Origin of the sequence: Methylocystis parvus OBBP, assembly GCF_027571405.1 — a bacterium.
In the GTDB taxonomy this organism is placed as follows: Bacteria; Pseudomonadota; Alphaproteobacteria; order Rhizobiales; family Beijerinckiaceae; genus Methylocystis; species Methylocystis parva.
In genome coordinates this window covers 1999969-2021733 of sequence record NZ_CP092968.1, presented here as the reverse complement: position 1 = coordinate 2021733, position 21765 = coordinate 1999969, and the positions used below count along the sequence as shown (strand labels likewise).

Below are 21765 nucleotides of genomic sequence, written 5' to 3'. Positions count from 1 at the left end.
GTCGCAAGAGTTGACGAAAGTTTGCGAAGTGAACGCATATTCATTGCCTCGCGGGGAATTTTTCCCCACTGGAGTCCATGCGAGCGGACGGCGCTAGGCGAGCCGTCCGAGCCGCTCGCCGCGATATTTTCCCGAGCGAATGGCTTGCCACCAAGCGGGATTGTCGAGATACCACTGCACGGTTTTGCGCAAACCCGTCTCGAAGGTTTCCTGCGGCCGCCATCCGAGTTCGCGCTCGATCTTTGCGCAGTCGATCGCATATCGAAGGTCGTGCCCGGGACGATCCGTCACATATGTGATGAGGTTGCGGTAGGCGCCGCCCGGCGATGGACGCAGTTCGTCGAGTATGTCGCAGATCGTCTGGACGACGTCGATGTTCTTCTTCTCGTTGCGGCCGCCGACATTGTAGGATTCGCCGATGACGCCTTCTTTCGCGACGAGCATCAGCGCCGCGGCGTGATCGTCGACGAAAAGCCAGTCGCGCACATTTTCGCCGCGGCCATAGACGGGCAACGGTTTCCCCTCGAGCGCGTTGAGGATCATCAAGGGGATCAGTTTTTCGGGGAAGTGATAGGGCCCGTAATTGTTCGAGCAATTGGTGACGACCGTCGGCAGGCCGTAGGTTTCATGCCAAGCGCGAACGAGATGGTCCGACCCTGCCTTCGACGCCGAATAGGGCGAGTTCGGCGCGTAAGACGTATCTTCGCGAAAGAAGCCTTCTTCGCCCAGCGCGCCGAAGACCTCGTCCGTCGAAATATGCTGGAAACGGAAAGCCGCCGCCTTCTCCTTCGACGAACCGCGCCAATATTCGAGCGCGGCGTCGAGAAGCGTGAATGTGCCGACGACATTGGTTTCTATGAAGGCGGCGGGTCCGTCGATCGACCGGTCGACATGGCTTTCCGCCGCGAGATGCATGAGCACGTCCGGCTGGAATTCAGCAAGCGCCGAGGCGACCGCCGCGCGGTCGCAAATGTCGGCCTGACGGAAGGAATAGCGGGGATCCTTGGCGATCGGCTCGAGCGAGTCGAGGTTGCCTGCATAGGTTAATTTGTCAAAAACAAGAATGTCGTCCGTCGAATGAGAAATGAAGCGCCGGGCCACCGCCGATCCGATAAACCCGGCGCCGCCGGTAATAAGGACGCGCATCAGAACCTCACAGCTTCAGACGTCGAATTGTCTTTAGAATACGGATGGATAACATTCAACCGGATGTCGGAAGCCTCACCCCTTCGGAGTTCCTGCGGCGCGCGGAAAGATCGTGCGCGCATCACGATTTTTGCCCAATTACGACCGCCTGCCAGAATTGGTTCGGATCGTCCACATAGGCGAAGCATTTGAAGTATTTTCCCCAGACGTCCCTGATGTAGCTTTCGGGAATGATGGCGTCGCCGTAAACGTTCGGGTCCAGGCCTTCTCCGCCAGAAGTGGGAATGTAGCAGAATTTGTTCTCGTCGAAGTCCTGATAGAGTTTCGGCGCCATATGCTTGAATTTTGCGAGGCCGTGATGCCAGCTCGTCGGCGGCGGGCTCGGGATTTCCAGGATGAAATCGAGGAAGCGCCGCGGCTCCGTCGTATAAGCAATCACGCAGCCCGACCGCGCGACGCGGTGCAGTTCTGACATCCAATAATCGGCGAGCTTTTTCGGCAGATGGCTGAACACCGAATAGGCGATGATCAGATCGAACTTATTGTCGTCAAAAGGCAGCGGTCCTTGCGCATCGATCCTTTGAAATGTCCCCGGCGAGCCGACGCCTTTGCAAACTGCGAGCGTCTCGGGCTCCACGTCGACGCCGTAAAGGGAATCCGCATCGATATCGTTCCAAAGCATGCGGGTATAACGGCCCCACCCGCATCCGAAATCGAGCGCCTTGGTCTTTGGATGCAACGGCATGGCCAATGCTTCGGAATAGGCCTTAAAGTATTTGTAGAACTTGTACGCCTCCTGGAGCGCGTGACCGTCAGCAGAGCCGACGAGCTTTCTTTGGAAATCCGGATGCGGGAAGCGCGGCATTTCTACTCCGCCAATCGTCGGCTCCGTCACGCTGCGGATCAGAAGATCGAGCCATTGCTGGTCGTCTTGTAGATTGAAGAGCGCTTTTCCGTTGGGGATCATGAGAGATGTCGCCTCTTGTCTCTGTTCCGGTCAGTAGGGGGCCGCGGCGTCGCCGCTGTTCTTGTAGCCGAAGGCCGTGTAGCCTTTGATCGCGAGGAGCGTCGGGAATGTGCGCTCGAACGCATGCGCCAGCGTGCCGTCTATTGCGCCAAGTTCGGGACCGAACGCCGCTTCCCCCATGTCCATGGCGGCGATCTCCTGGAGGGGCGCAACCCGGAACCAGAACATGGTTCCTGCAACGAAGTCCTGGAAACTTGCATCGGCCGCTCCGGCGCGCTCGAGCAACAATTCCATATTCGCCCTATTGTCGCGGATCACCGACGGCTCGGTTGCGGACATGAAAGATTCTCGAGGCGCGGCGAGCCCGACGCGCGGGTCGTTTTCAAAGGCGTTAAATACCGAGTCGACGGCTTCTTTGCTGACTAACCCCTCGATCAATCCCCTGCGCCAGCGGCCGCCCGATGCGAGATGCAGCGATTTCTTCGCGTGCAATTTGCAGCCGAATTTATAATTGAGAGCCTTCGTGGCGCGGAGCGACTGCAAGAAAGGAAGAACGTCGCGACCGCAGTTTTTCACGATTACGAGCCTCGTCGGATCGACGAGCTCCACGAGTCGCGCCGCCGCTTTGGGGCTCCATGTCTCCGGCATGGCCACGACGACGTCGAGCTTTCGCGATCTTCGCGCGGTTGAAACCCATTCCGCGAGTTCGTCGATAAGGTCCGAGTAAAATATGTGAGTGAAAAGAGCCGTATCCGAAGCGGGCTCGCGCCTGGCGACATTCGCCGCGATGGATTCGAGATCCTTTCGATGGGGGAGCGGCAAATCGCGCGACGCGGCCACCGCCCAGAGATAGGCGTAGCCGAATTTTCGATCGGGTTCGAGATAGGTTCCCTCGCCCCATTCGTTCCAGGCGTTTACGAACACCAGCCTTTCGGCGGAGTCGTTATATTTGCGCGAGAAGTTGTTGGCGGCCGAGAGCCAACGATGAAATTCTCTCGGCGATGCGTTGTGGAAGACGTGGCCGCGACTCTGTTTGCGCGCGACATTGTCCCAGGCCGTCATCACGCCGGGGAAATAGGCGAATTTTTTCTCTCTTTCGAGCGTTTCGTCGAGGATTTCGAGATAGGCGTCGACCGTCTCTCTATAGTCGTAAACGCAGCCTTGAAAATCCGAATTGAAAAGTTCGACTTCCGCGGTGATTTCGGGGACTGAAACGGCGTGCGGCGGAAATTGCACGAGCGCGTCGAAGCCGATGGAAAGCGGGTCGGAGAAGCCGAAAGCGGTGGTCGCGACAAGATAGATTCCGGGCAAGCCGGCTTCAGCCGCCTTGCGCCGCCAGATCTCCGCCATCTTCTCGACATTCGTCACAATCAGCGGACGGTAGACGACGACGAGCGGCTTGCCGTCGATGCGGATATATCGCGGGTCTCGGAAATAACGCAGCAGGTCGTCGAAAACGCGTTCATGGTCCTCGTCCGAATGGTCCTGCTTCATCAAGACCTCATGTTCGGCGCCGTCCCATCGTCGCGTCCAATTCTCATTCGCCCAGCATAGGCAGAAGGGGAAGTTCAGGCTCTCATCCTTGCTGGCGAGCAGCGTCTCGACGGGGCGCTCGAGAAGACGCTTGCCGCCGAACCAGTAATAATGGAAGCAGAAGCCCTGGACGCCGAAGTGGCGCGCGAGTTCGAACTGACGCGCCATGACGTCGGACAAGCGAAGGTCGTAAAACCCCAGTTCGCCGGGAAGGCGGGGCTGGTAATGGCCTTTGAACTGCGGAACCGCTTTTGAGACGTTCGTCCATTCGGTAAAACCGCGCCCCCACCATTCGTCATTTTCGGGAAATGGATGAAACTGCGGAAGGTAAAAGGCGAGAACATGCGCGTTGTCCTCGGCGACCGAGGTTCGCGCGATAGGAAGAGGCGCGTAATTCGAGTCGCGAGCCCCGGCCGACACCGACAGCGCTTCCTTATAAAATTCGGTACGAAACTCCAGATTGTGGTCGGCGCTTCTCGCGTCGTTAGGCGGCGCTTCTATTTGCGGCTCGGCGATCGCTTGAGCAATCTCGCGATCGCGGACGCTTTTACGCGTCCCGCCGAAGAGGCTGCGCGCCGTCAATTCGGCGGCGACGGCGAGGGGACCGCGCCGGATAAGGAAGTTCGGGAGCGCGCGATAGGAGGCGCGGAGCGTTTTGTAAAAATTTTCCCCGAAGGTCAGATGATCCGGGCTCCAATCCTCGATCGCGAGCCGAATGAGGGTGAAGCGCACCTGAGCCTCTGACGGATCAAATCGCACAGTATAGATGTGGCGGGTCGCATAAATGTCGCCGCACCAGACGTCGGGGACGACCTGACGCATGAAGACGCAAAGATCGTCGGCCTCGGAGAATCCTTCCCCCATATTCAGATAGAGGCGGGGCCGGTATATTCGGCCCTTGGTTATCCTGGCCTGGAAAAAGAACCGGTATTTGCCCTTGGGCAGCTGTAAATGTTCCCGGGTCTCGGGATCGCAGAGGATCATCTGCGGGTCCGGGCCGATCGAAACATAGGCGAACGCTCCGCCGATCTCCGTCTCGACGAGGTCGTAGCAGTCGGTTCCGGCGACGGCTTTGATTTTGGCTGGGAACTGGGCCTTTTGCCCGTTGCTTTCAGAGTCTCGCGTGATTGGAGCGGCTGTTGTCTCGGTATCTGTCACGACCATTCCGACCGATTGAGAGCGTGCAAGGGGAGGTTTTTCCGAAGTTTCAACGTCTTGCGAATAAGTGTGACAAGCCGTGTCCTCGAGCGGAAAGCGCTTCGGAAAAGTTTGGCGGGCCGCAGCCTGAGCGTTAGGTTATCATAGGATGAGGGTGGCGCAACATGGTCAGATACCGGCTATCTACAAGATTATACTAAAAAAATTGCTTTGGTCATTCACAAGCGGGCGACGATTCCCCTGCGGTCGCGACCGCCGCAGATTGGAGCGTCGTTCAACGGTCTTTCCTTGTGGGAGAAGAGTTCTGGAGAGGTTTCATGGACGCGCTTGAAGCAATCGAAACCCGAACGAGCGTCGCCGCCCTGGTTGAGCCCGGCCCGACCGACGCGCAATGGGCCGGCCTCCTGCGGGCGGGCGCCCGCGCGCCCGATCACGGCCGATTGCGTCCGTGGCGCTTTCTAATTATCCGGGGCGATGCGCGTCGGCGGCTGGGGGACGCGTTGGCCGGGGCTCTCCTGACGGATCAGCCCGACGCAGCGCCTGAAACGGTCGAGCGCGAAAGGCGCAAGCCGCTCCGCGCCCCGGCGATCCTCGTCGTCGCGGCGATCCCCTCGCCTCATGCGAAGGCGCCGGAAATCGAACAGATTCTCGCCGCTGGCGCCGCGACGCAGAATATCCTCCTCGCCGCCCATGCGATGGGACTTGGCGCGATCTGGCGCACGGGCGCGCCGGCCTATGATCGGCGCGTCATAGCGGCGCTTGGTCTGCCGCCAGAAGCGCATATCGTCGCCTTTGTCTATCTTGGAACGCCCGCCTCGGAGCCCAGGCGCAGGGACGCGGAGCCCGTCGTGGCGACGGAATGGGGCGAGATTCCGCGAGACTTCGAGGCGCTTTAACGCTCTTTCCGTTCATCCCGCGGGTGGCGGCGTTCGGCGCCGGACGGCTTCCCGCATCAGACTCAGACACTCGGCCGTCGACGCCATGTCGAGCGCGGACAATCCAAGCGCCGTCTCCAAAAGCGGATCAGCTCCCGCCGCGAGCAGCAGCGTAACGGCCTTGGCGCGCCCCGAGGAGGCCGCAAACATGAGCGGCGTCGCGCCGGTCGCGTTGACATGCTGGAGTTCCGCTCCAGCATCGATAAGGAACTGGATCGTTTCCGAAACCTCTGCGACGCAGGCGAGCCACAGCGCCTGGTTGCCGTCATTGTTGACGGCGTGCAGATCGGCGCCGGCGCGCAGCAGCTCCTGCGCGAGCGCCGGCGTTTCCAGGCGGACAGCGCGCATGAGGGGCGTCGCCCCATCCTTGTCTCGCCGATTGACCTCGTCCGGCGGAACGCCGAGCTCCGCCAGAAAGGCCTGAAGCGCCGGGCTCAAAGCCGGGCTGTCCGGCGCCGCTGATTTTACGGCCGCCCAGGCCTCATAGCCGCCGTCGAGGCTGTAGACCTGCGCGAAGCCGTATTCCGCAAGGAATTTTGCGACCGGCTGGCTGGAATGGCCATGATAGCAGCAGACGAGCACCGGCGACTCTTTCGAGGTTTCGCCGAGGAATTTCGAAAATGACTGCTGCGTCGCCAGCAGAGCCCCGTCGATGTGACCCCGCGCGAAGGATTCGCTGTCGCGAATGTCGATGACGGATATCGGGCCGCGCCGCAAAAGCGCGCGCGCCGCCGCGACGTCAATCCTGTGAAAAGCATCCGTTTTCGTCATCGCATGGTCTCCCGCCGCGCTCGGGCGGAGGGAGAAGCGAAGATGGGGCCAGTTTACGTGTCCGCGTCATCAGCGGTTTCCAGCTCCGTCCGGAAGGACGAAGCGATGGCGCTGCGCCGGGTCGGGCGCGCATTCGGCCTTGCGGCCGAACAGGCGATAGCGGTTGCGCGCGATTGTCCCATATAAGACGTCGCTGACAATCCGGGGCAGGATGCGGGCGAGGACCGCGAAGCGCGCAGGCCCGCGCAACTGGCGCGCAAGCGCGAAAAGCGCCTCCGATTTCTTCATGACGCGTCCATTCTCCATAAAGAGAAATGTGTCCGGTTGATCCGGATCGACGCCGTTGCGCCGCGCCAGGTCGTGGCCTTCCTCCGATTGGATCGCCACAAAGCGGATCGAGGGCGTGATCTCGTGGTCGAGCGCATAGCGCACAGAGCCGTCGCATAAGAGACAGACGCCGTCATAAACCATGATGGGGGCGGTCGCCGGCGTCTCCGAAAGAGCGCCGCCGTAATGCACGATTTTGCCGATGAGCGGGAAGACCACGTCTATGTCGAATGTGAAGCGGTCGCCCGCCGCGCCTTCGAAACATTCGATGGAAGGTTTCGACATCGCTGGCAAAGGGATTTTCAGGAAGCGCCATTCGGAGAGCGACCAGCGCAGCCCCTCGCGCGTGGCCGCGAGATCAAAATAGAGATCGAAGGGCCCGAAATGCTCGATGAGGCGGCCGTCGCGCGCTTCCTCCATCACGCTCTGATAGCGCCGGCCCGCAAAGTCTCGCCGCCAATATTCGCGACCGCCGGGGAGCGGCGAGAAGCGGACATGGGTTTCGACCTGCGCGCCTGGCGCGGGCAAGCCGGCGACAAGCGACAGGAGCCGGGCGCCGAGGGACGAGCTGGGCGCGACGATATCCGCGCGCCCGCCGGTGAAAAGTTCGCGCTCGAGCGTATGGAAGCGGCGGACAGGCTCCGGCAGAAGATCGAAATCGGCGCCGAGCATTTTCTGGAAGAGAGCAGTCATCGATCGAACTCCAATTTTAGCTTTGAGTTAAGCTTTGCGGTTCGCGCCGCCGAAATCGCCGGCGACGAGCCAGAAGAAGAAACCGGCGCCGCCGCTGCACGCCGCGAGCGCGAGGTCCATGGTGAGGCCTTGGGCGAGATGGCCTTGCGCGATGCAATGCGCGACGCCGACGAGCAGCACGGAGAAAAAGCCGGCGAGCGCGAGGCTCCACCAGGTGAGCCGCCAATGTTTCGCAAGGACGAAGACGGTCGGGGCGAAAACGAGAAAGGCGAAAGGATAGCCGACGACCATGCCGCCGAGCGCGCCGAGAACGACCGCCGCCGGAATATCGCCGGTCAGCATGAGAACGATGAAGATGCCCGGAACGATCGGCGCGAAGAGCAGGCCGAGAAAGAAAAGGGCGCCGTCCGGCAGAGCGGGGGCGGGATGCGACGCTGCATAGGCCATTGTCATTCTCCTTTGGATGCTGGGTGAAATTAAAATTGCGGCTTTGCGACCATCAGCCAGAAGATCGCGATCATCGAGATGAAGGCGGGCCAGCCCAGCGCGAACCACCAGCGGAAATAGATCTGGTAGATGGGCGGCAGCGGCGCGCCGCTCGCGAGACACTCTTCCGCAATGCGCGCCATTCGAATCTGCAGCCAGACGACGGGCAGCCAGCAGGCGCCGACGAAGAGATACAGGCCGATCGCCGCGATGAGCCAATGACTATCGAGCGGCCAGCCCTGATCCATTGCGAGCAGCACGCCGGTGACCGGCTGCACGATGACGGCGGGGGTCGTGAACAGCCAATCGGCGAGCACGACATTCTTGTTGCCCGCGACGATCGCATGGAGATCGCCGCGCAAATTGCTCGCGAGGCCGTGAAAGGCGGTGCCGAGCCCCGTGCCGAACAGCACGGTGGCGCTCACAATGTGAGCGGTCTTGAGGAAGACGGGATCGAACATGAGTTAAATCTCCATTGCGATCATGAGGAGGATGAGCGCCGCGACGGGCAGGTTCTTCAGCAGCGGCGCGAAGGGATGCAGCCAGCATTCGGCGGGAAGGCGGGTCGCGAGCGCGGTGAAGAGCGTCATCGAGGCGAGTTGCGCGAGACCGACAAGCGGCGGGCGCCAGCGCAGGAGCAATAGCGCGCCGAGCAGCAGATCGAGCGCGCCGCCGCCATAGATCGCCGCGTCGCCAAGCGCGCCGGAGAGTCCGATCTGGGAGACGAGCGCCTGGCTTTTTTCGATCGGATAGAGCCCGAGCGAGAGCAGTCCGGTCGCGATCCACAGCAGGCCGAGACTCCACCGCGGCAAGGGACGCAGGAAGAAGAAACGCGCGGCGACTCTGTCGGCGTCGCTCGCCGGCTGCAGGGCCAGCGCGTCGCGAAGGGCGCGGGGCGCGCGGCCGAGCGCCGTCGTCATCCCCGCCAGATCGGCGACATTGCCTTTTTCGAGAAGCTTCACGACCTCGCGATTGAGCGGTCCGGTCGAGACGCGCCCGCCGATCGCCGCGGCGAAGAGAAAGAGCCGCTGCGGGATGCGAAAGAAGGGCGCGGGCCGCAGGCCGAGCCAATCGCGCAATGTCAGCAATAATTCATCCGTGTTCATTGAACGCGGCCCGACGACGTCGATGCGGCGCGGCGACTCGCCGCCTTCCGCGAGGCGCGCGGCGAGTTCGGCGAGATCGCTCACATGAACCGGCTGGAAGCGCCAATCGCCATGGCCGAGACGGGGCAGGCGGGGAAGCATGGCGGCGGCCGAGAGCCATGCCGTGCTCGCGCCTCCGCGTCCGACGACGAGGGAGGGACGCAAAATGCGCCAGTCGATCTTTTCGCCCAGCGGATCGAGCGCTTCGAGATCGTCTTCGGCGACGGATTTCGTTCGTTGATAACCCGTCTCGCCCTCGGCGCTGACGCCGAGCGCCGACACATGAATGAGCCGCTCGACGCCGGCGGAGATGGCGGCGCGAAAGAGATTGCAGGCGCCATCCGCATGGACGGCCGACATGCTGTTGGCGCCGGCGTCGCGGACGAGGCCGGCGCAGTTGATGACGACGTCGAAGGTCGCGAGCTTGTCGCGCAAGGTCGCTTCGCTGTCGCGCGCGAGATCAACGGCCGCGCGCGACGCCGCGACGACGCTGTGGCCGCGCGCACGAAGCGCGCCGGCGATATGGCGTCCGATGAAGCCCGTTCCGCCGACGATAAGAATGCGGATCATGAACCCAACTCCTGATAAGGCGGCTGAGGCCCGCCGCGACTCGAGTTGGGCAATGACGGCGCCAGCGCGTAAAGCGCTGTTTTCAAATGAGCAGCCGTAGAAAACTGTTAACTGAGGAAACAGGCGGCGCTCGACACGCTGTAAACTTTGGATACAGTGACGCCATGCCGCCGGCCGTATTTCTCACAGCGTCGCTGCTCACGACATTTTTCCTCAGCGTCGCACTTTCTCTCTTCCTTCTCTGGCGCGCGCGGAGCGCTCCCGGGGCGCCGCAGCTTGCGGGCTTCGTCGCGATTGTCGGCCTCTACGCCCTGGGCCTCGTCGTTCCGCCGCGCGTCGGCGAATTGCTGCTGGCGCTTGCGCCGCTCGGGTCGGCGGTCTCGGCGGATTTCGTGATCAGGCTGACGGGCTTCGGCCGGCGTTCGCTCTTTTTCGTGCATGCGCTCGGCCTCGCGGCGACGCTGGCGCAGTTCCTCTTCGGCGCAGGCGCGTTTTTCGAGACGGCGGAAGGCTTGCGCGGCTTTCGCTATGAGGGCGCAGGTCTGATCGGAGTCGCCGTCGCGCTCGGACTGGCGATTTACGGCAATTTCCTGCTATTCGTCGCGCTACGCCGTTCGGAAGGCAAGAGACGGCGCGAAATCGCCATCGTGCTGTCTTCCGCGCTCATTGGCCTCTCGACCGTCGTTTCCTTCGCGCCTCCGCTTTTCGGCAAAATGATCGCGCCCTGGTCGATCGTCGCGCTGCCCGCTTATCCGGCGACGCTCGTTTACGGCATGCTGCGCTACGAGCTGATGGCGGCGAATGTCTGGGCGCGGCGCGCGGCCGCCTATGCGCTCATTGTCCTGCTCGCGGCGGCTGTCTCGGGGCTGTTGGCGGCGGCCCCGCTCAGTCTGCTGGCGCCGTCGATGAGTTTTCTGTCGCTCTGGCTTGTCGTCGCCGGCGCCATGGCGCTGGCCTTCGCGCTCGGCGAGCCGATCAGACACGCCGCCGACCGGCTCGTCTATCTCGACGCGGAAATATCAGCCGAGCGTATTGCTGATTGGCGGTCGGAGCTCTTTCGCGCCGACGCCCAGGCGGACCTCCTTGATATCGCGCAGCGCCATTTGAGCGGCGCCATGCGGCCGCAGGTCGAAGCGACCTTCGCGTCGCAAGGTCGCGAGCCGGCCCTGCGTTGCGCGCGCGCCAATGACGCATGGGTCGTCCGTCTCGCCGGCTTCGAGGATTCGCCGCCCGGCGCCCGGCGCATCGCCGTGATCTACGCTGACCTCCTTGCGCAGGCGCTGGACGAGCTGGAGCGCCGCCAGATGCAAGCGGAAAGCGAGCGCCTCGCGGAACTCGGCATGCTCGCTTCCACAATCGCGCATGATCTGCGCAATCCGCTCAATATTCTGAACATGGCCGCCGCCTCCGCTCCGTTGGAGCTGAAGCAGGAAATTGTCGAGCAGACGCGGCGCATGAATCGTCTCGTCACGGATCTCCTCGATTACGCCAAACCCTGGCGCATCGAGCCGGACGACGTCGATCTTCGCGCGGCGTTCGGAACGGTCGAGACGCATATTGATGAGGAGGCGCGTCTGCGCGCCGATCCGCTGCGTTTCGCGCAAGCGGTCGACAACCTTCTCGCCAATGCGCGGGCGGCCGGCGGACGCGTCCGCGTCTTTGTCGAAAACGAAAGCGATGCGACGCGCATTCACATTTGCGACGACGGGGCAGGCGTGCCGGACGACATCAGGGACAAATTGTTCCAGCCCTTCGTCTCGCGCGCCGCCGAAGGCACGGGGCTCGGGCTGGCCATCGTCGCGAAGGTCATGGCCGCGCATGGCGGATCGGTCAGCCTTACGACGCGAGCCGGGTTTTCCACCTGCGTCACCATGGAATTCCCGAAATGACCGGCGAAACCATTCTCATCGTCGATGACGAAGCCGCGTTTCTGCGGCTCGCGGGCGGCTTTCTGACCCGGCAGGGCTATAGAGTGGTTACGGCGCAGGACGCCGCTTCGGCGCGTAAGGCCTATGACGCGGAGCGGCCGGATCTCGTGCTGCTCGATCTCGTCATGCCCCCGGAACGCACGCCGGAAGCCGGCCTCTCGGCGCTCCCGCATTTCGAAAAATCCGTCGTCATCGTCATGACCGCGCATAGCGACCATGAACTCGCTCTGCGCGCGGTCGGGCTCGGCGCCTGGGATTTTCTTGCAAAGCCCGTCGAGCCTGAACTGCTGAAATTCAGCGTGGCGCGGGCGCTCGCCAAACGCTCTTTGGAGCGCGATCTCGCGCAGCTTCGCGCGCAGGACGACGCGGAATATGGCCTTGTCGGCTCGGGGCCCGCAATGACGCGGCTCAAAGAGATGATCCGCCGCATCGGCGCCGCCGAATTGCCGACAATGATCCTGGGGCCGACCGGCTCCGGCAAGGAGCTTGTCGCCAAGGCCCTGCACAAAGCGAGCGCGCGGCGTGACCGGCCGCTCGTCTCCATTCATTGCGGGGCCATTCCGGCGGAGCTGATCGAAAGCGAATTGTTCGGCCATTTGAAGGGCAGTTTCACCGGCGCCCATGCCGATCGCGCGGGCCTCGTCGCGGCGGCGAATGGCGGCACGCTGTTTCTCGACGAAGTGGGCGAGACGCCGGCGCCCATGCAGGTCAAGCTGCTGCGCTTCCTGCAGGAAGGAAGCTATACGCCGGTCGGCGCCCGCGACATGCGCCGCGCGGATGTGCGCGTCATCTGCGCGACCCATCGCGATCTCGAGGCGATGATCGCGGCGGGAAGCTTTCGCGAAGACCTCTATTATCGTTTGCGCGGCGTCATCATCCGCACGCCCGCGCTCGACGAAAGGCGCGAGGACATTCCGCTGCTCGCCGCGCATTTGCTCGGGGCCGCGGCGAGGAAGCGCCGGTTGAAGCTTTCGCACGAGGCTCTGGTCTGGCTCGCCGCGCAATCCTGGCCGGGCAATGTGCGTGAATTGCGCGCGACGATCGAATGCGCCGCCGCGCTCGCCGATCCGGCCACGGCGTCGATCTCGGTCGACGATCTTGCATTCGCCCGAGACGGCGGCGCATCTCCTATCCCCGCCGTCGATGCGTTGGAAGAGTTCCTGCCCGAAGCGACCGAAAGACTGGAACGCCGCATGATCGGCGCCGCGCTGGCGGCGACGGACAATAATCACAGCGCCGCCGCGCGCCGGCTCGGCCTGTCGCGCGTGGGCCTGTTGAAGATGATGACGCGTCTCGGACTGCGGTGAAACGCCGAGGCGCTAGCTCTGATGCGGACCGAGCATCGCCTTGATCGCCGCCTCGATCTGCCGCCACTGCCGAGCTTCTTCGGCCTTTTGCTGCTCCTCGAGCGCGCGCGCTTTCTGTGCGGCTTCCGCCGCGGCCTTCGCGCCGCGCGCTTCGAACATTTGTCGCGCATAATCCTGAAGTTCGACGCCTTGCATATCGCACTCCTTTGCACAGCCCGCCCCATCCCCTGAGGCATAAGTAGGCGCGGAAATTTTTCTGGCGAGAGCTCGGTCTTCGTCGCGTCGCGGCGCAGGCGACGGTCATTCGTCGGAGAACTGGTTCGAAGGTCAGGATCTGGCTAGAGTAACCCCGTTCTCGGACCTGTTCATTCGAATGATTTCGGCGGGCCGCGAGACGGTTTGCGCAAGGAGGCCATCCATGAGTTCAATTGACCAGATTTTACGGCGCGTCGTCCGGCGGGAAAGAGATGTAACGCCAGCGGAGGCGGCGCAGGGCGAGCGGCGGGCGCAGCGGCGGCGCAGCGGCTCCGCGCCGCTCTACCGCTGGGCGTTCACGATTCACAAATGGGCGGGACTGATCGGCGCCGGGTGGCTCGCCATTCTCGGCCTCACCGGCTTTTTCCTCAACAATGACGGCTGGAAGTCGCTGCAACAGGGGACGGCCCCGCACGCGCTCGTCACGCAGGAACTCGAGCAGAACGCCGCGCGAAACGTTGCGCGCTACCTGCAGATCGATCCGGACAACGCGTCATTCCGCGTCGCCGCCGGTCCGCGCGGTCTTTGGCGCACGACAGACGCCGGCGCGATATGGGCCCCGACGCGTTTCGAGGACGGCGCGCATCCGCAGATCTTCGCGGTCGAGCCGGATCCCGCACTTGGCTGGGGCCGCCTCTTCATCGGCTCCGACAACGGCGTCTACGTCTCGACCGACCGCGGCGAGACCGCGCATATTGCGGGGCTCGCCGGCGAACGCGTCACCGCGCTGGCGGCGGGCGCGGCGCAAACGGAGATGCTTGGAGTCCTGGGCAAATCTCGGGTGATCCGCTTCGACGCCGATATGCCCGGCAAGGCCGAAACGCTCGACCTTTCGCCTCTTCCGGAAGAAGCGCGGCCGGAGGACGTCCGGCTGCACAGATTTCTGCGTTCCTTGCATTTCGGGCGCGGCCTGTTCGATGCGCCGAGCTCGCGCCTCGTCAATGAGGCGGGCGGGCTCGCTATGTTCGTCCTGGCGATGACCGGCCTGACATATTGGGGCTTCGGCAAATGGTGGCGCATGCAGGCCAAGGCCGGCGTGCGCGGCATGTCGCCGGAGGCCAAGCGGTCCACGACGGCCTGGCTCTATCGAACGCATGCCGCGACGATCGGCGTCATCTGCTCGCCGATCCTGCTTTATCTGGCGTTCACCGGCGTCGTGATCGACCATGACAGGGAGTTCGGCGGATGGTTGCGCGGCGTCCAAATGCCGAAGGCGCTCCTCACGCCGGCCTTCAAGCTGACCTCATGGGAGGAGCGGATCGACTCGCTGATCGGCTATCCGGGCGCGTCCGGCGCATTTTCCGTGGGAAATATATTCGGCATGTTCACGACCGCAGACGGCGGCAAGAGCTGGGCGCGCGAGGAGGACGGGAAAGGCAGGCCGGTCAACGGGATCAATCGCATGCGCCGCGTCGGAGATCGGGTCGTCGTCATCTCCGGCAATGGCGCGCCCGCGCTGATCAGGGGCGACAATTTCGACTTCCACGAAGTCACGCTGGCGCCGCCGGAAGGAATGGGCGGCGGCGCGCATCATATGGAGGCCGGCAAAAGGTCGGAGGCGGAAGGCGCCGCCCCGCGATCTGCTGCGCAATTTTCGGGCGGCGGTTCTCCGTCCGACGTCTCCGCCTATGAGGGCGGGCTGCTTTGGCGCATGGGCGCGAAGCTCGTGGTCACCGACCTCGACGGCGCCCCCAAAAAGATGCTCGACGCGACCCAGCCGAGCGAGCCGGGCGTCCCAATATTCATGTGGCTGCGCAGCATCCATACGGGGACGCTCTTTTGGAAAGAGTGGCGCTGGGTCAACGATGTTTTCGCAACTCTCGCCCTGTTCCTCGTCTTGAGCGGGCTCGTTCGCTGGTGGCGGCAGAAATGGATGTAAAGCGGCGGCGGGCGGCGACGTAACGCCGCCGCCTTGCGTCGGGCGTCCGCCGGGCCTCCGCTATCCATCGCCCTGCGGATTGTCGGCCGGTCTGGCCCGCTTCTCGGGGCGTTCGCGGGCGCTGTCACGTTAGAGTTATTAAAACCCGGTTGAATGGCGCGCCCGACTGATCGCGAAGATGCCGGCGCGCCGTTTGTCGCTCATCCGCCCTTCGACCTGTCCATCTTTCCACTTGGCCGCCCGATGCGACGAAAAAAGGAACAACCCCGTCTCATGAAGTCGACCCTACACGACGATGTCGCCCATGCCGAACGCGTTCGCGCCGAATTGCTTGACAGCTTCGACGAGGAGCTGGAGGAAGAGATCGACGATCAGCGACTCGCGAATCTGCTCGACAACGCTTCCGACCATCCCGAAGTTTCGGAGGTAAGCCGCAGCCTCTATTTCAAGGAGCTGTTCCGGCTGCAGCGCGAACTCGTGAAGCTTCAGGACTGGATCGCCACGAACAAGAAGAAAGCCGTGGTCATCTTCGAGGGCCGCGACGCCGCGGGCAAGGGCGGCGTGATCAAGCGCGTGACGCAACGGCTGAATCCGCGCGTCTGCCGCGTGGTGGCGCTGCCCGCGCCGAGCGAGCGCGAGAAGTCGCAGTGGTATTTCCAGCGCTATGTGCCGCATCTCCCGGCCGGAGGCGAACTGGTTCTGTTCGATCGCTCCTGGTACAATCGCGCGGGCGTCGAGCGGGTCATGGGTTTCTGCACCGACGACGACGTCGAGGAGTTTTTCCGCAGCGTGCCCGATTTCGAGCGCATGCTGGTGCGCTCGGGCATCACGCTGATCAAATACTGGTTCTCGATCACCGACAATGAGCAGCATTTCCGCTTTCAGATGCGCATCCACGATCCTCTGAAGCAGTGGAAGCTCAGCCCGATGGATCTCCAGTCCCGCGTGCGCTGGGAGGCCTACACAAAGGCCAAGGAGGCGATGCTCGAGCACACGCATATCCACGAGGCGCCGTGGTGGATCGTGCAGGCGGACGACAAGAAGCGCGCGCGGCTCAATTGTATCTCGCATCTCCTGAACCAGTTCCCCTATGAGGAGGTTCAGCGTCCACTCATCGAGCTTCCCCCGCGCGAGCACAATCCGGATTATACGCGCGAGCGGATTTCCGAAGAGATGTATGTGCCGCGGATTTATTGAGCCCTTGCATGCCCGGGCGCCGGGAGACCGGCTCTCGGGCCCATACGGGCTCGTCGTCATCAAGCGTTCGAGCTGCGCGTCAGGCAGCTCGGCGGCTATTTATGACTTGCGAGCCCGTTCAAGCGGGCGTTGAACTGGATTGGGGAGAAGGCGGTCTGCCGACCTCCCCGATTTCCGTCAACCCACAAATTCTTCTCGGGGCGCGGCCGCCGCAGATTCTCCCTCGAGCGCTTGCAACGGGTTGGCGAGCGACAGATTGGTCTCGATGGGCGGAAGACCGAGCGCCTTTCTGATCGTCTGGAGCATGTGAACCGTGCGCGGCTCCATCTCCTCGATCGCGCCGGCGACAAACTCCACCGCGGCGACCGCCTTCGCTCTCTCCTCAAAATTCGGCAGCAGCAGCGGCAGCGTCTCGATTGCGGCGTCGCGCTCGAACTCCACAATGATTGATTGCTCGTGAATGAGTTGCGCGCGCCGCTGCGCGCCGAGAGACGCGAAGGGCTCGTCGCTGCTCAGCATATGCGCCGATCGTTCGAGACGGTCGCGCCGCACGGAGCCCCGCGCCTCGCTGAGCAAAAGCAGCATGCGAATGACCGCTTCGGGGAATGCGCCGCGGCCGACATTCATGAGCGCGGCCTGAGCCTGCGGCATCAGCCGCAATTCGCCCGGCTCCTTGTGCGTGCGCGTGAAATTGTTGAAGCGCCCGGCCCATTGCATGAAGGGCCCGCCGTAAAGCGCGAAGAACGCGATCTCATAACCGGCGTCGCGCGTGTCGCGCCAGAGGTCGAGCGCCTGTTCGACTCCCGTCGCCCACAGGCGCTCCGCGAGGAGGAAGGGATTATCCGATGCGAGCGCTTTGGATTCGGCCGCGCGCGCCTGTTCGGCCGCCGCCGGCAGCCAGCCGAACATTGGATTGTTGCTGGAGAAGAAGCGGCGCTGGGCGCGAGCCGGGTGCATGTCGCGCATGGCTTGCGCCGACTCCGGCGTCACCAGCGACTGAACCAGCGGCCGAAGCAACAAGTCGTAGGCGTCTGCGTTCAACTGCGACATACGGGCCACGGCGGCGAAATTGGCCTCTTCGCGTCGATCGCTCTCGTCGATCGCGAGAATGTCGCAGATGCGCCGCTCCGCGAAACTGACGCGAAATCGCTTGCCGAACCCTTCGCCGAACTCCTCCTCGATTTTCATCTCGTAAAGCCCGGGCGCGAGCGCCTCGATCGTCTTCATCGTTGAGGTGACTTCGGCATGCTCCTTCTTCGCGACGGAGGAAGAGACGAAGATTCCAAGATGCCCCACTTTCTCGTGGATCATATAGACGATGCGCTGGCCGCAGATCTTGATCTCGTGTTCGTCGGCATAGGTGTCGACGATCCAGTTCAACGCCTGCTGCGGCGGCGTGATATTGTCGCCCCAGCTCGCAAAGACGATGATCGGCGAGCGGATGGCTTTGAAGTCGAGCCGCCGGCCGCGTTCGATATGCGCTTCGCCGCGCGAAAGCTGGTTGCCGACGAAAAGCTGCTCGACGATCCAGCGGATTTCCGCTTCCGTCATATAATGGAAGCCGCCCCACCAGCGCTCGAACTCCAGGAAGCGCTCGCGGCCGTCCTCCGCATTGGCGAAAAGATCGTAATATTTGCCGAAGAAATTCCGGCTCGGGTTCAGCAGCTCAAAATTCGACACAAGATGCGCGCCGTCGAATTCGCCATGGCCAAGGTCGGCGAGCAGGAGCGCCGTGGCGAGTCCGCCGAGCAGGCCGCCATTATAGCGCATGGGATTCTCGCCCAGGCGGCCCGACCAGTAAGCGAGCGGCGAACCGTTGATGACGAGCGGGCCGGTGATGTCCGGATTCGCGGCGGCGAGCACTATGGTGGCCCAGCCGCCCTGACAATTGCCGACGATGATCGGCTTTGGCGATTGCGGATGGCGCCGGCCGATCTCGCGCACGAATTCCGCCTCCGCGCGCATGACGTCGGCGAGCGTCTGGCCATGCTCCGGATGCGGACGGAAGACGAGGAAATAGACCGGATGGCCGTCATGCAGCGCGACGCCCACCTGGCTGTCCGATTTGAAGCCGCCAATGCCGGCTCCGTGACCCGCTCGGGGATCGATGATGAGATAAGGACGCTTCCAGTCGAATGTCCGCACGCCGGGCGGGGGGACGATCCGCAGGAGCTGATAATTCACCGCGCGCGGCAGAGACCGGCCGTCGAGCGCCAGCTCCGTCGCGTAAGAAAGCACCGGCGGGGAGCCCGCCGCTTCATGCTCGGCGTCGATCTCCGCGCGCTCCCGCAAGACGTCCATCGTCAGAACGGCGCGCCGTATGGCGTCGGCCGTATAAGCGCCCGCGTCCGCATTGATGCGCCCGGCCGCGCCGGCCCCGCGCATCGCGGCGGCGACTTCCCCGAATTTGCGCCAGAACGTCTGGCTTCTTTCGCCATGGGTGCGGCCGATGCGCTCCAAATGGCGCGCCGCGGCGGTGAGCATATGTTGGGACTGAAGTCCCGAAACGGCCTGCGCCTGAGCGAAACGCGCGGGAAGGTCCACGGGGCTGAAAGTCGGCTCCATTCGTTTCTCCAATGCTCTCAGGCCGCGACGGCGCGGGCGAGGCCGGCCGCGTCGATCGCGTGCCGGGCGATCATCGATTCCTCGTCCGTCGCAATCACATAGACGGGCGCGCGCGAAGCGGACGACGATATGAGGGGGGCGTTGCCGGCATTGGCAGGCGCGTCGAGCGCAAAGCCGAGCCATTTCAGGCTTTCGATGACGGCGGCGCGCACATGCGGGGAATGTTCGCCAATGCCGCCCGTGAAGACGAGAGCGTCCAGACCTTTCAAGACGGCGGCGAGAGCGGCGATTTCCATGCAGATGTGGTGAACGAAATAATCGATCGCCTCGCGCGCCTGCGCGGAGTCCGATGCTTCGAGCGTCCGCATGTCCTGGGACAGGCCGGAGAGGCCGAGAAGTCCGGACTCGCGGTAGAGCAGCTGCGACAGTCCGTCGACGGACATTTTGTCGTGTTCGAGCAAATAGAGCAGCAATCCCGGATCGATGCGCCCGCAACGCGTGCCCATGGGGAGGCCCTCCAGGGCCGAGAAGCCCATCGTCGACGCGACCGATCGACCGTCTTTCATCGCGCAGATCGACGCGCCATTGCCGAGATGCGCGACGATGACCCGCCCCCCGGCGACAACCGGATCGACGTCGCGCAGGCGCAGCGAGATGAATTCGTACGAAAGCCCGTGAAATCCGAACCGCCGAAGGCCGCGCTCATAAAATGCGCGCGGCAGGGCGTAGACCTCGTTCAGAAAGTCGTGGCCGCGATGGAAGGCGGTGTCGAAGCAGGCGATCTGGGGTTCGCCGGGAAAAGCTCTGCGCGCCGCCCTTATCCCGCTGAGATTATGGCGCTGATGGAGCGGCGCGAGCGGCGCGAGCGTTTCGAGCGCGGCGAGAGCGGCGTCATCCACAATGATCGGCGCGGCGTAGCAAACGCCCCCATGTACGACGCGATGACCGACAGCGGCGATGACGGCGCGCGGGAGGGTTTCGTCCACCCAATCGACGATCGCATTGATCGCCCCTTGATGATCGTTTGACGCCAAAGCCGAGTCGCACGCCGGGCCGCCGACGACCCGCGCGTGAAAAAGGGGCTCGGCGCCGAGGCCTTCGGCCTGCCCGCCGGCGACGAGAAGCGGTCCGTCGGGCTCGACCGCGAAGAGCGCGAATTTGACCGAAGAAGAGCCCGCATTCAATGTCAGAACATGGTCCGACATGTCGGTTACTCCGCAGCTTGGGACAGGGAAGGCCGCGCCTCGGGCGCGGCGGCGCCGGTTCGACGCCAGTGATCATAGAGCGAAGCGAGCGCGCTGGAGGCGAGGCGCGACCGTTCATTGTCGGCGCGGCTGGTGAGCATGACGGGAATCTTCGCGCCGAGCACGAGACCGGCGGCTTCCGCCCGCGCGACGAAAGTCAGTTCCTTGGCCAGCATATTGCCCGCTTCGATATTCGGCGCGATGAGAATGTCCGCCTGTCCGGCGACGAGAGAGGCGATCCCCTTGGTTCGCGCCGCATCGGCGTCGACGGCGTTGTCGATTGCAAGCGGGCCGTCCACCACGCCGCCCCTGATCTGTCCGCGATCCGCCATTTTCGAAAGGATCGCGGCGTCGAGCGTCGACGGAATGGCGACATTCACCGTTTCGACCGCCGACAACACGCCGACTTTCGGCGTCGCGACGCCGCAGGCGCGAGCGAGATCGATGGCGTTCTGAACGATGTCGACCTTGGCGGAAAGATCCGGCGAAATGTTCACGGCGGCGTCGGAGATGAACAGCAGGCGGTCGAGCGTCGGCGCATCCATCGCGAAGACATGGCTGACGCGACGGTTGGTCCGCAGACCGGCCTCCTTTTTGACGACCGCTCCGAGAATTTCGTCCGAGTGGACATTGCCCTTCATGATCGCGCGCGTGGCGCCGCGCTGAGTCAATTCGACGGCGCGGGCGCAGGATTCGGCGTGGTCGACGGCGTCCACGATCCAGCCTTCGTCGAGCGGCGCGCCCGTCATCGCGGCGAGTTCGATCATTTTCGCGCGAGGACCGATGAGAACCGGTTCGATCAACCCCCGCGCAGCCGCCAGAAGCGCGCCGGCGAGCGAGTTTCGATCGTCGGGCCAGACCACGGCTGTGGCCAATGGCTGCAGCGCCTCCGCGCGCGCCACGAGCTTCGAGAAATGATCGTGATGATCGACGATCAGGGGCGGCAGCGCGTTCCGGTTCAAGACGATCGTTTGCACGGGCGCTGCGACTTCCGCGAAGCCCTCGCACGCCACAGCGCCGTCGGACGTCAGGACGCGCGCTTCAAAAACCGCGACAGGCTTTTCGCGCAGCTCGACGCAGCGCACGTCAACCGAGAGCTTGTCCCCCGGATGCACACGCGCGCCGAAACGGAGGTTCTGCGACAGATAGAGCGTGCCGGCGCCGGGAAGAATATTGCCGAGCACGGCGGAAATGAGAGAACCGACCCAGAGCGAGGGGGCCATCGGCTCTTCCGCGGCGCCGTCTTGCGCGGGCAACATCAAGGGGTTCACATTGCCGGAGGCATGGGCGAAGAGAATCAGATCGTCGACAGTGCAACTGCGCGCGAGCTGCGCGCTCGCGCCGATCCGCAACTCGTCCCACGTTACGTTTCGAATGAAGTCGCCCTGCGTCATCATCGCGCCCCGCATTCTCCGCTCGCCGTAATAGACGTCGCCCCGCCAAGATGAGCCCGGCGCTTGACAGTGGTGTGAATTTATCGCGCGCCTCAATTGGCGGATTGCGGAAGTCGTGCCGTCGCAATTGGAGGGCGCGAGGACGTAATTGCCGAATAATCTTTGCAGGACATTGACGTAACGAGCGGAAAAACATCGTCGCGTCCACCGATGAACGCTTTCATAAAGCTGTCGAATCGCTGTGAGACAGACGCGAGAGACGCAG

Annotated in this window: 17 protein-coding genes; 5 read left to right on the top strand and 12 right to left on the bottom strand. The window is 63.4% G+C overall.

Going from position 1 to position 21765, the window contains the following annotated elements:
* Window positions 1-93: 93 nt before the first annotated feature.
* The 3 genes from rfbB to MMG94_RS09825 form a co-directional block, all read right to left on the bottom strand.
* Complete coding sequence (rfbB, locus tag MMG94_RS09835) at window positions 94-1146, bottom strand: dTDP-glucose 4,6-dehydratase (protein ID WP_016917787.1); 1053 nt, start codon at window positions 1144-1146, stop codon at window positions 94-96.
* Window positions 1147-1267: 121 nt separating this feature from the next.
* The gene (locus MMG94_RS09830; protein WP_016917788.1) at window positions 1268-2113 is read right to left on the bottom strand and encodes a class I SAM-dependent methyltransferase; all 846 of its coding nucleotides are present in this window, start codon (window positions 2111-2113) and stop codon (window positions 1268-1270) included.
* A gap of 30 nt (window positions 2114-2143) precedes the next feature.
* Window positions 2144-4810 (bottom strand): glycoside hydrolase family 99-like domain-containing protein, encoded by a 2667-nt coding sequence (locus MMG94_RS09825; protein WP_016917789.1) that lies wholly within the window; start codon window positions 4808-4810, stop codon window positions 2144-2146.
* A gap of 311 nt (window positions 4811-5121) precedes the next feature.
* Here MMG94_RS09825 and MMG94_RS09820 point away from each other — a divergent pair, with 311 nt between their 5' ends.
* Complete coding sequence (locus tag MMG94_RS09820; protein WP_020372376.1) at window positions 5122-5700, top strand: nitroreductase family protein; 579 nt, start codon at window positions 5122-5124, stop codon at window positions 5698-5700.
* 12 nt (window positions 5701-5712) lie between these two features.
* Here the strand turns inward: MMG94_RS09820 and glpE are convergent, their stop codons facing one another.
* From glpE to MMG94_RS09795, 5 genes are all read right to left on the bottom strand, one after another.
* A complete protein-coding gene (gene glpE / locus MMG94_RS09815) occupies window positions 5713-6510 on the bottom strand; it encodes a thiosulfate sulfurtransferase GlpE (protein WP_016917791.1) in 798 nt (265 codons plus the stop codon).
* 69 nt (window positions 6511-6579) lie between these two features.
* Window positions 6580-7530, bottom strand: coding sequence for a DUF4166 domain-containing protein (locus MMG94_RS09810; RefSeq protein WP_016917792.1), 951 nt, complete (start codon window positions 7528-7530; stop codon window positions 6580-6582).
* A gap of 27 nt (window positions 7531-7557) precedes the next feature.
* A complete protein-coding gene (locus MMG94_RS09805; RefSeq protein ID WP_154419865.1) occupies window positions 7558-7977 on the bottom strand; it encodes a hypothetical protein in 420 nt (139 codons plus the stop codon).
* 29 nt (window positions 7978-8006) lie between these two features.
* Window positions 8007-8477, bottom strand: a complete 471-nt coding sequence (locus MMG94_RS09800; protein ID WP_016917794.1) for a DUF2269 family protein — start codon at window positions 8475-8477, stop codon at window positions 8007-8009.
* 3 nt (window positions 8478-8480) lie between these two features.
* Window positions 8481-9731, bottom strand: coding sequence for an SDR family oxidoreductase (locus MMG94_RS09795; RefSeq protein WP_016917795.1), 1251 nt, complete (start codon window positions 9729-9731; stop codon window positions 8481-8483).
* A gap of 164 nt (window positions 9732-9895) precedes the next feature.
* On the opposite strand from MMG94_RS09795, the gene MMG94_RS09790 reads away from it, so the two are divergent.
* A complete protein-coding gene (locus MMG94_RS09790; protein WP_016917796.1) occupies window positions 9896-11620 on the top strand; it encodes a sensor histidine kinase in 1725 nt (574 codons plus the stop codon).
* Entirely contained in the window at window positions 11617-12966 is a 1350-nt protein-coding gene (locus MMG94_RS09785; protein ID WP_016917797.1) for a sigma-54-dependent transcriptional regulator, read from the top strand. The genes MMG94_RS09790 and MMG94_RS09785 overlap by 4 nt, the downstream gene beginning before the upstream one ends.
* 12 nt (window positions 12967-12978) lie before the next feature.
* On the opposite strand, the gene MMG94_RS09780 is transcribed toward MMG94_RS09785, so the two are convergent.
* Window positions 12979-13161 (bottom strand): hypothetical protein, encoded by a 183-nt coding sequence (locus MMG94_RS09780; RefSeq protein ID WP_016917798.1) that lies wholly within the window; start codon window positions 13159-13161, stop codon window positions 12979-12981.
* A 223-nt stretch (window positions 13162-13384) separates the two neighbouring features.
* Between MMG94_RS09780 and MMG94_RS09775 the strand changes: the two genes are divergently transcribed.
* Both MMG94_RS09775 and ppk2 read left to right on the top strand, forming a co-directional pair.
* Window positions 13385-15100, top strand: a complete 1716-nt coding sequence (locus MMG94_RS09775) for a PepSY-associated TM helix domain-containing protein (protein WP_016917799.1) — start codon at window positions 13385-13387, stop codon at window positions 15098-15100.
* Between the two features lie 273 nt (window positions 15101-15373).
* Window positions 15374-16297: a polyphosphate kinase 2 gene (ppk2, locus tag MMG94_RS09770; protein ID WP_026015938.1), complete on the top strand. Its 924-nt coding sequence runs from the start codon at window positions 15374-15376 to the stop codon at window positions 16295-16297.
* Between the two features lie 177 nt (window positions 16298-16474).
* On the opposite strand, the gene MMG94_RS09765 is transcribed toward ppk2, so the two are convergent.
* The 3 genes from MMG94_RS09765 to MMG94_RS09755 are packed head-to-tail and all read right to left on the bottom strand — an operon-like array spanning window position 16475 to window position 21515.
* Complete coding sequence (locus MMG94_RS09765; RefSeq protein ID WP_016917801.1) at window positions 16475-18862, bottom strand: DUF3141 domain-containing protein; 2388 nt, start codon at window positions 18860-18862, stop codon at window positions 16475-16477.
* A gap of 17 nt (window positions 18863-18879) precedes the next feature.
* Window positions 18880-20067 (bottom strand): acetate/propionate family kinase, encoded by a 1188-nt coding sequence (locus MMG94_RS09760; RefSeq protein WP_016917802.1) that lies wholly within the window; start codon window positions 20065-20067, stop codon window positions 18880-18882.
* A 5-nt stretch (window positions 20068-20072) separates the two neighbouring features.
* The gene (locus tag MMG94_RS09755) at window positions 20073-21515 is read right to left on the bottom strand and encodes a bifunctional enoyl-CoA hydratase/phosphate acetyltransferase (RefSeq protein ID WP_016917803.1); all 1443 of its coding nucleotides are present in this window, start codon (window positions 21513-21515) and stop codon (window positions 20073-20075) included.
* Window positions 21516-21765: the final 250 nt, after the last annotated feature.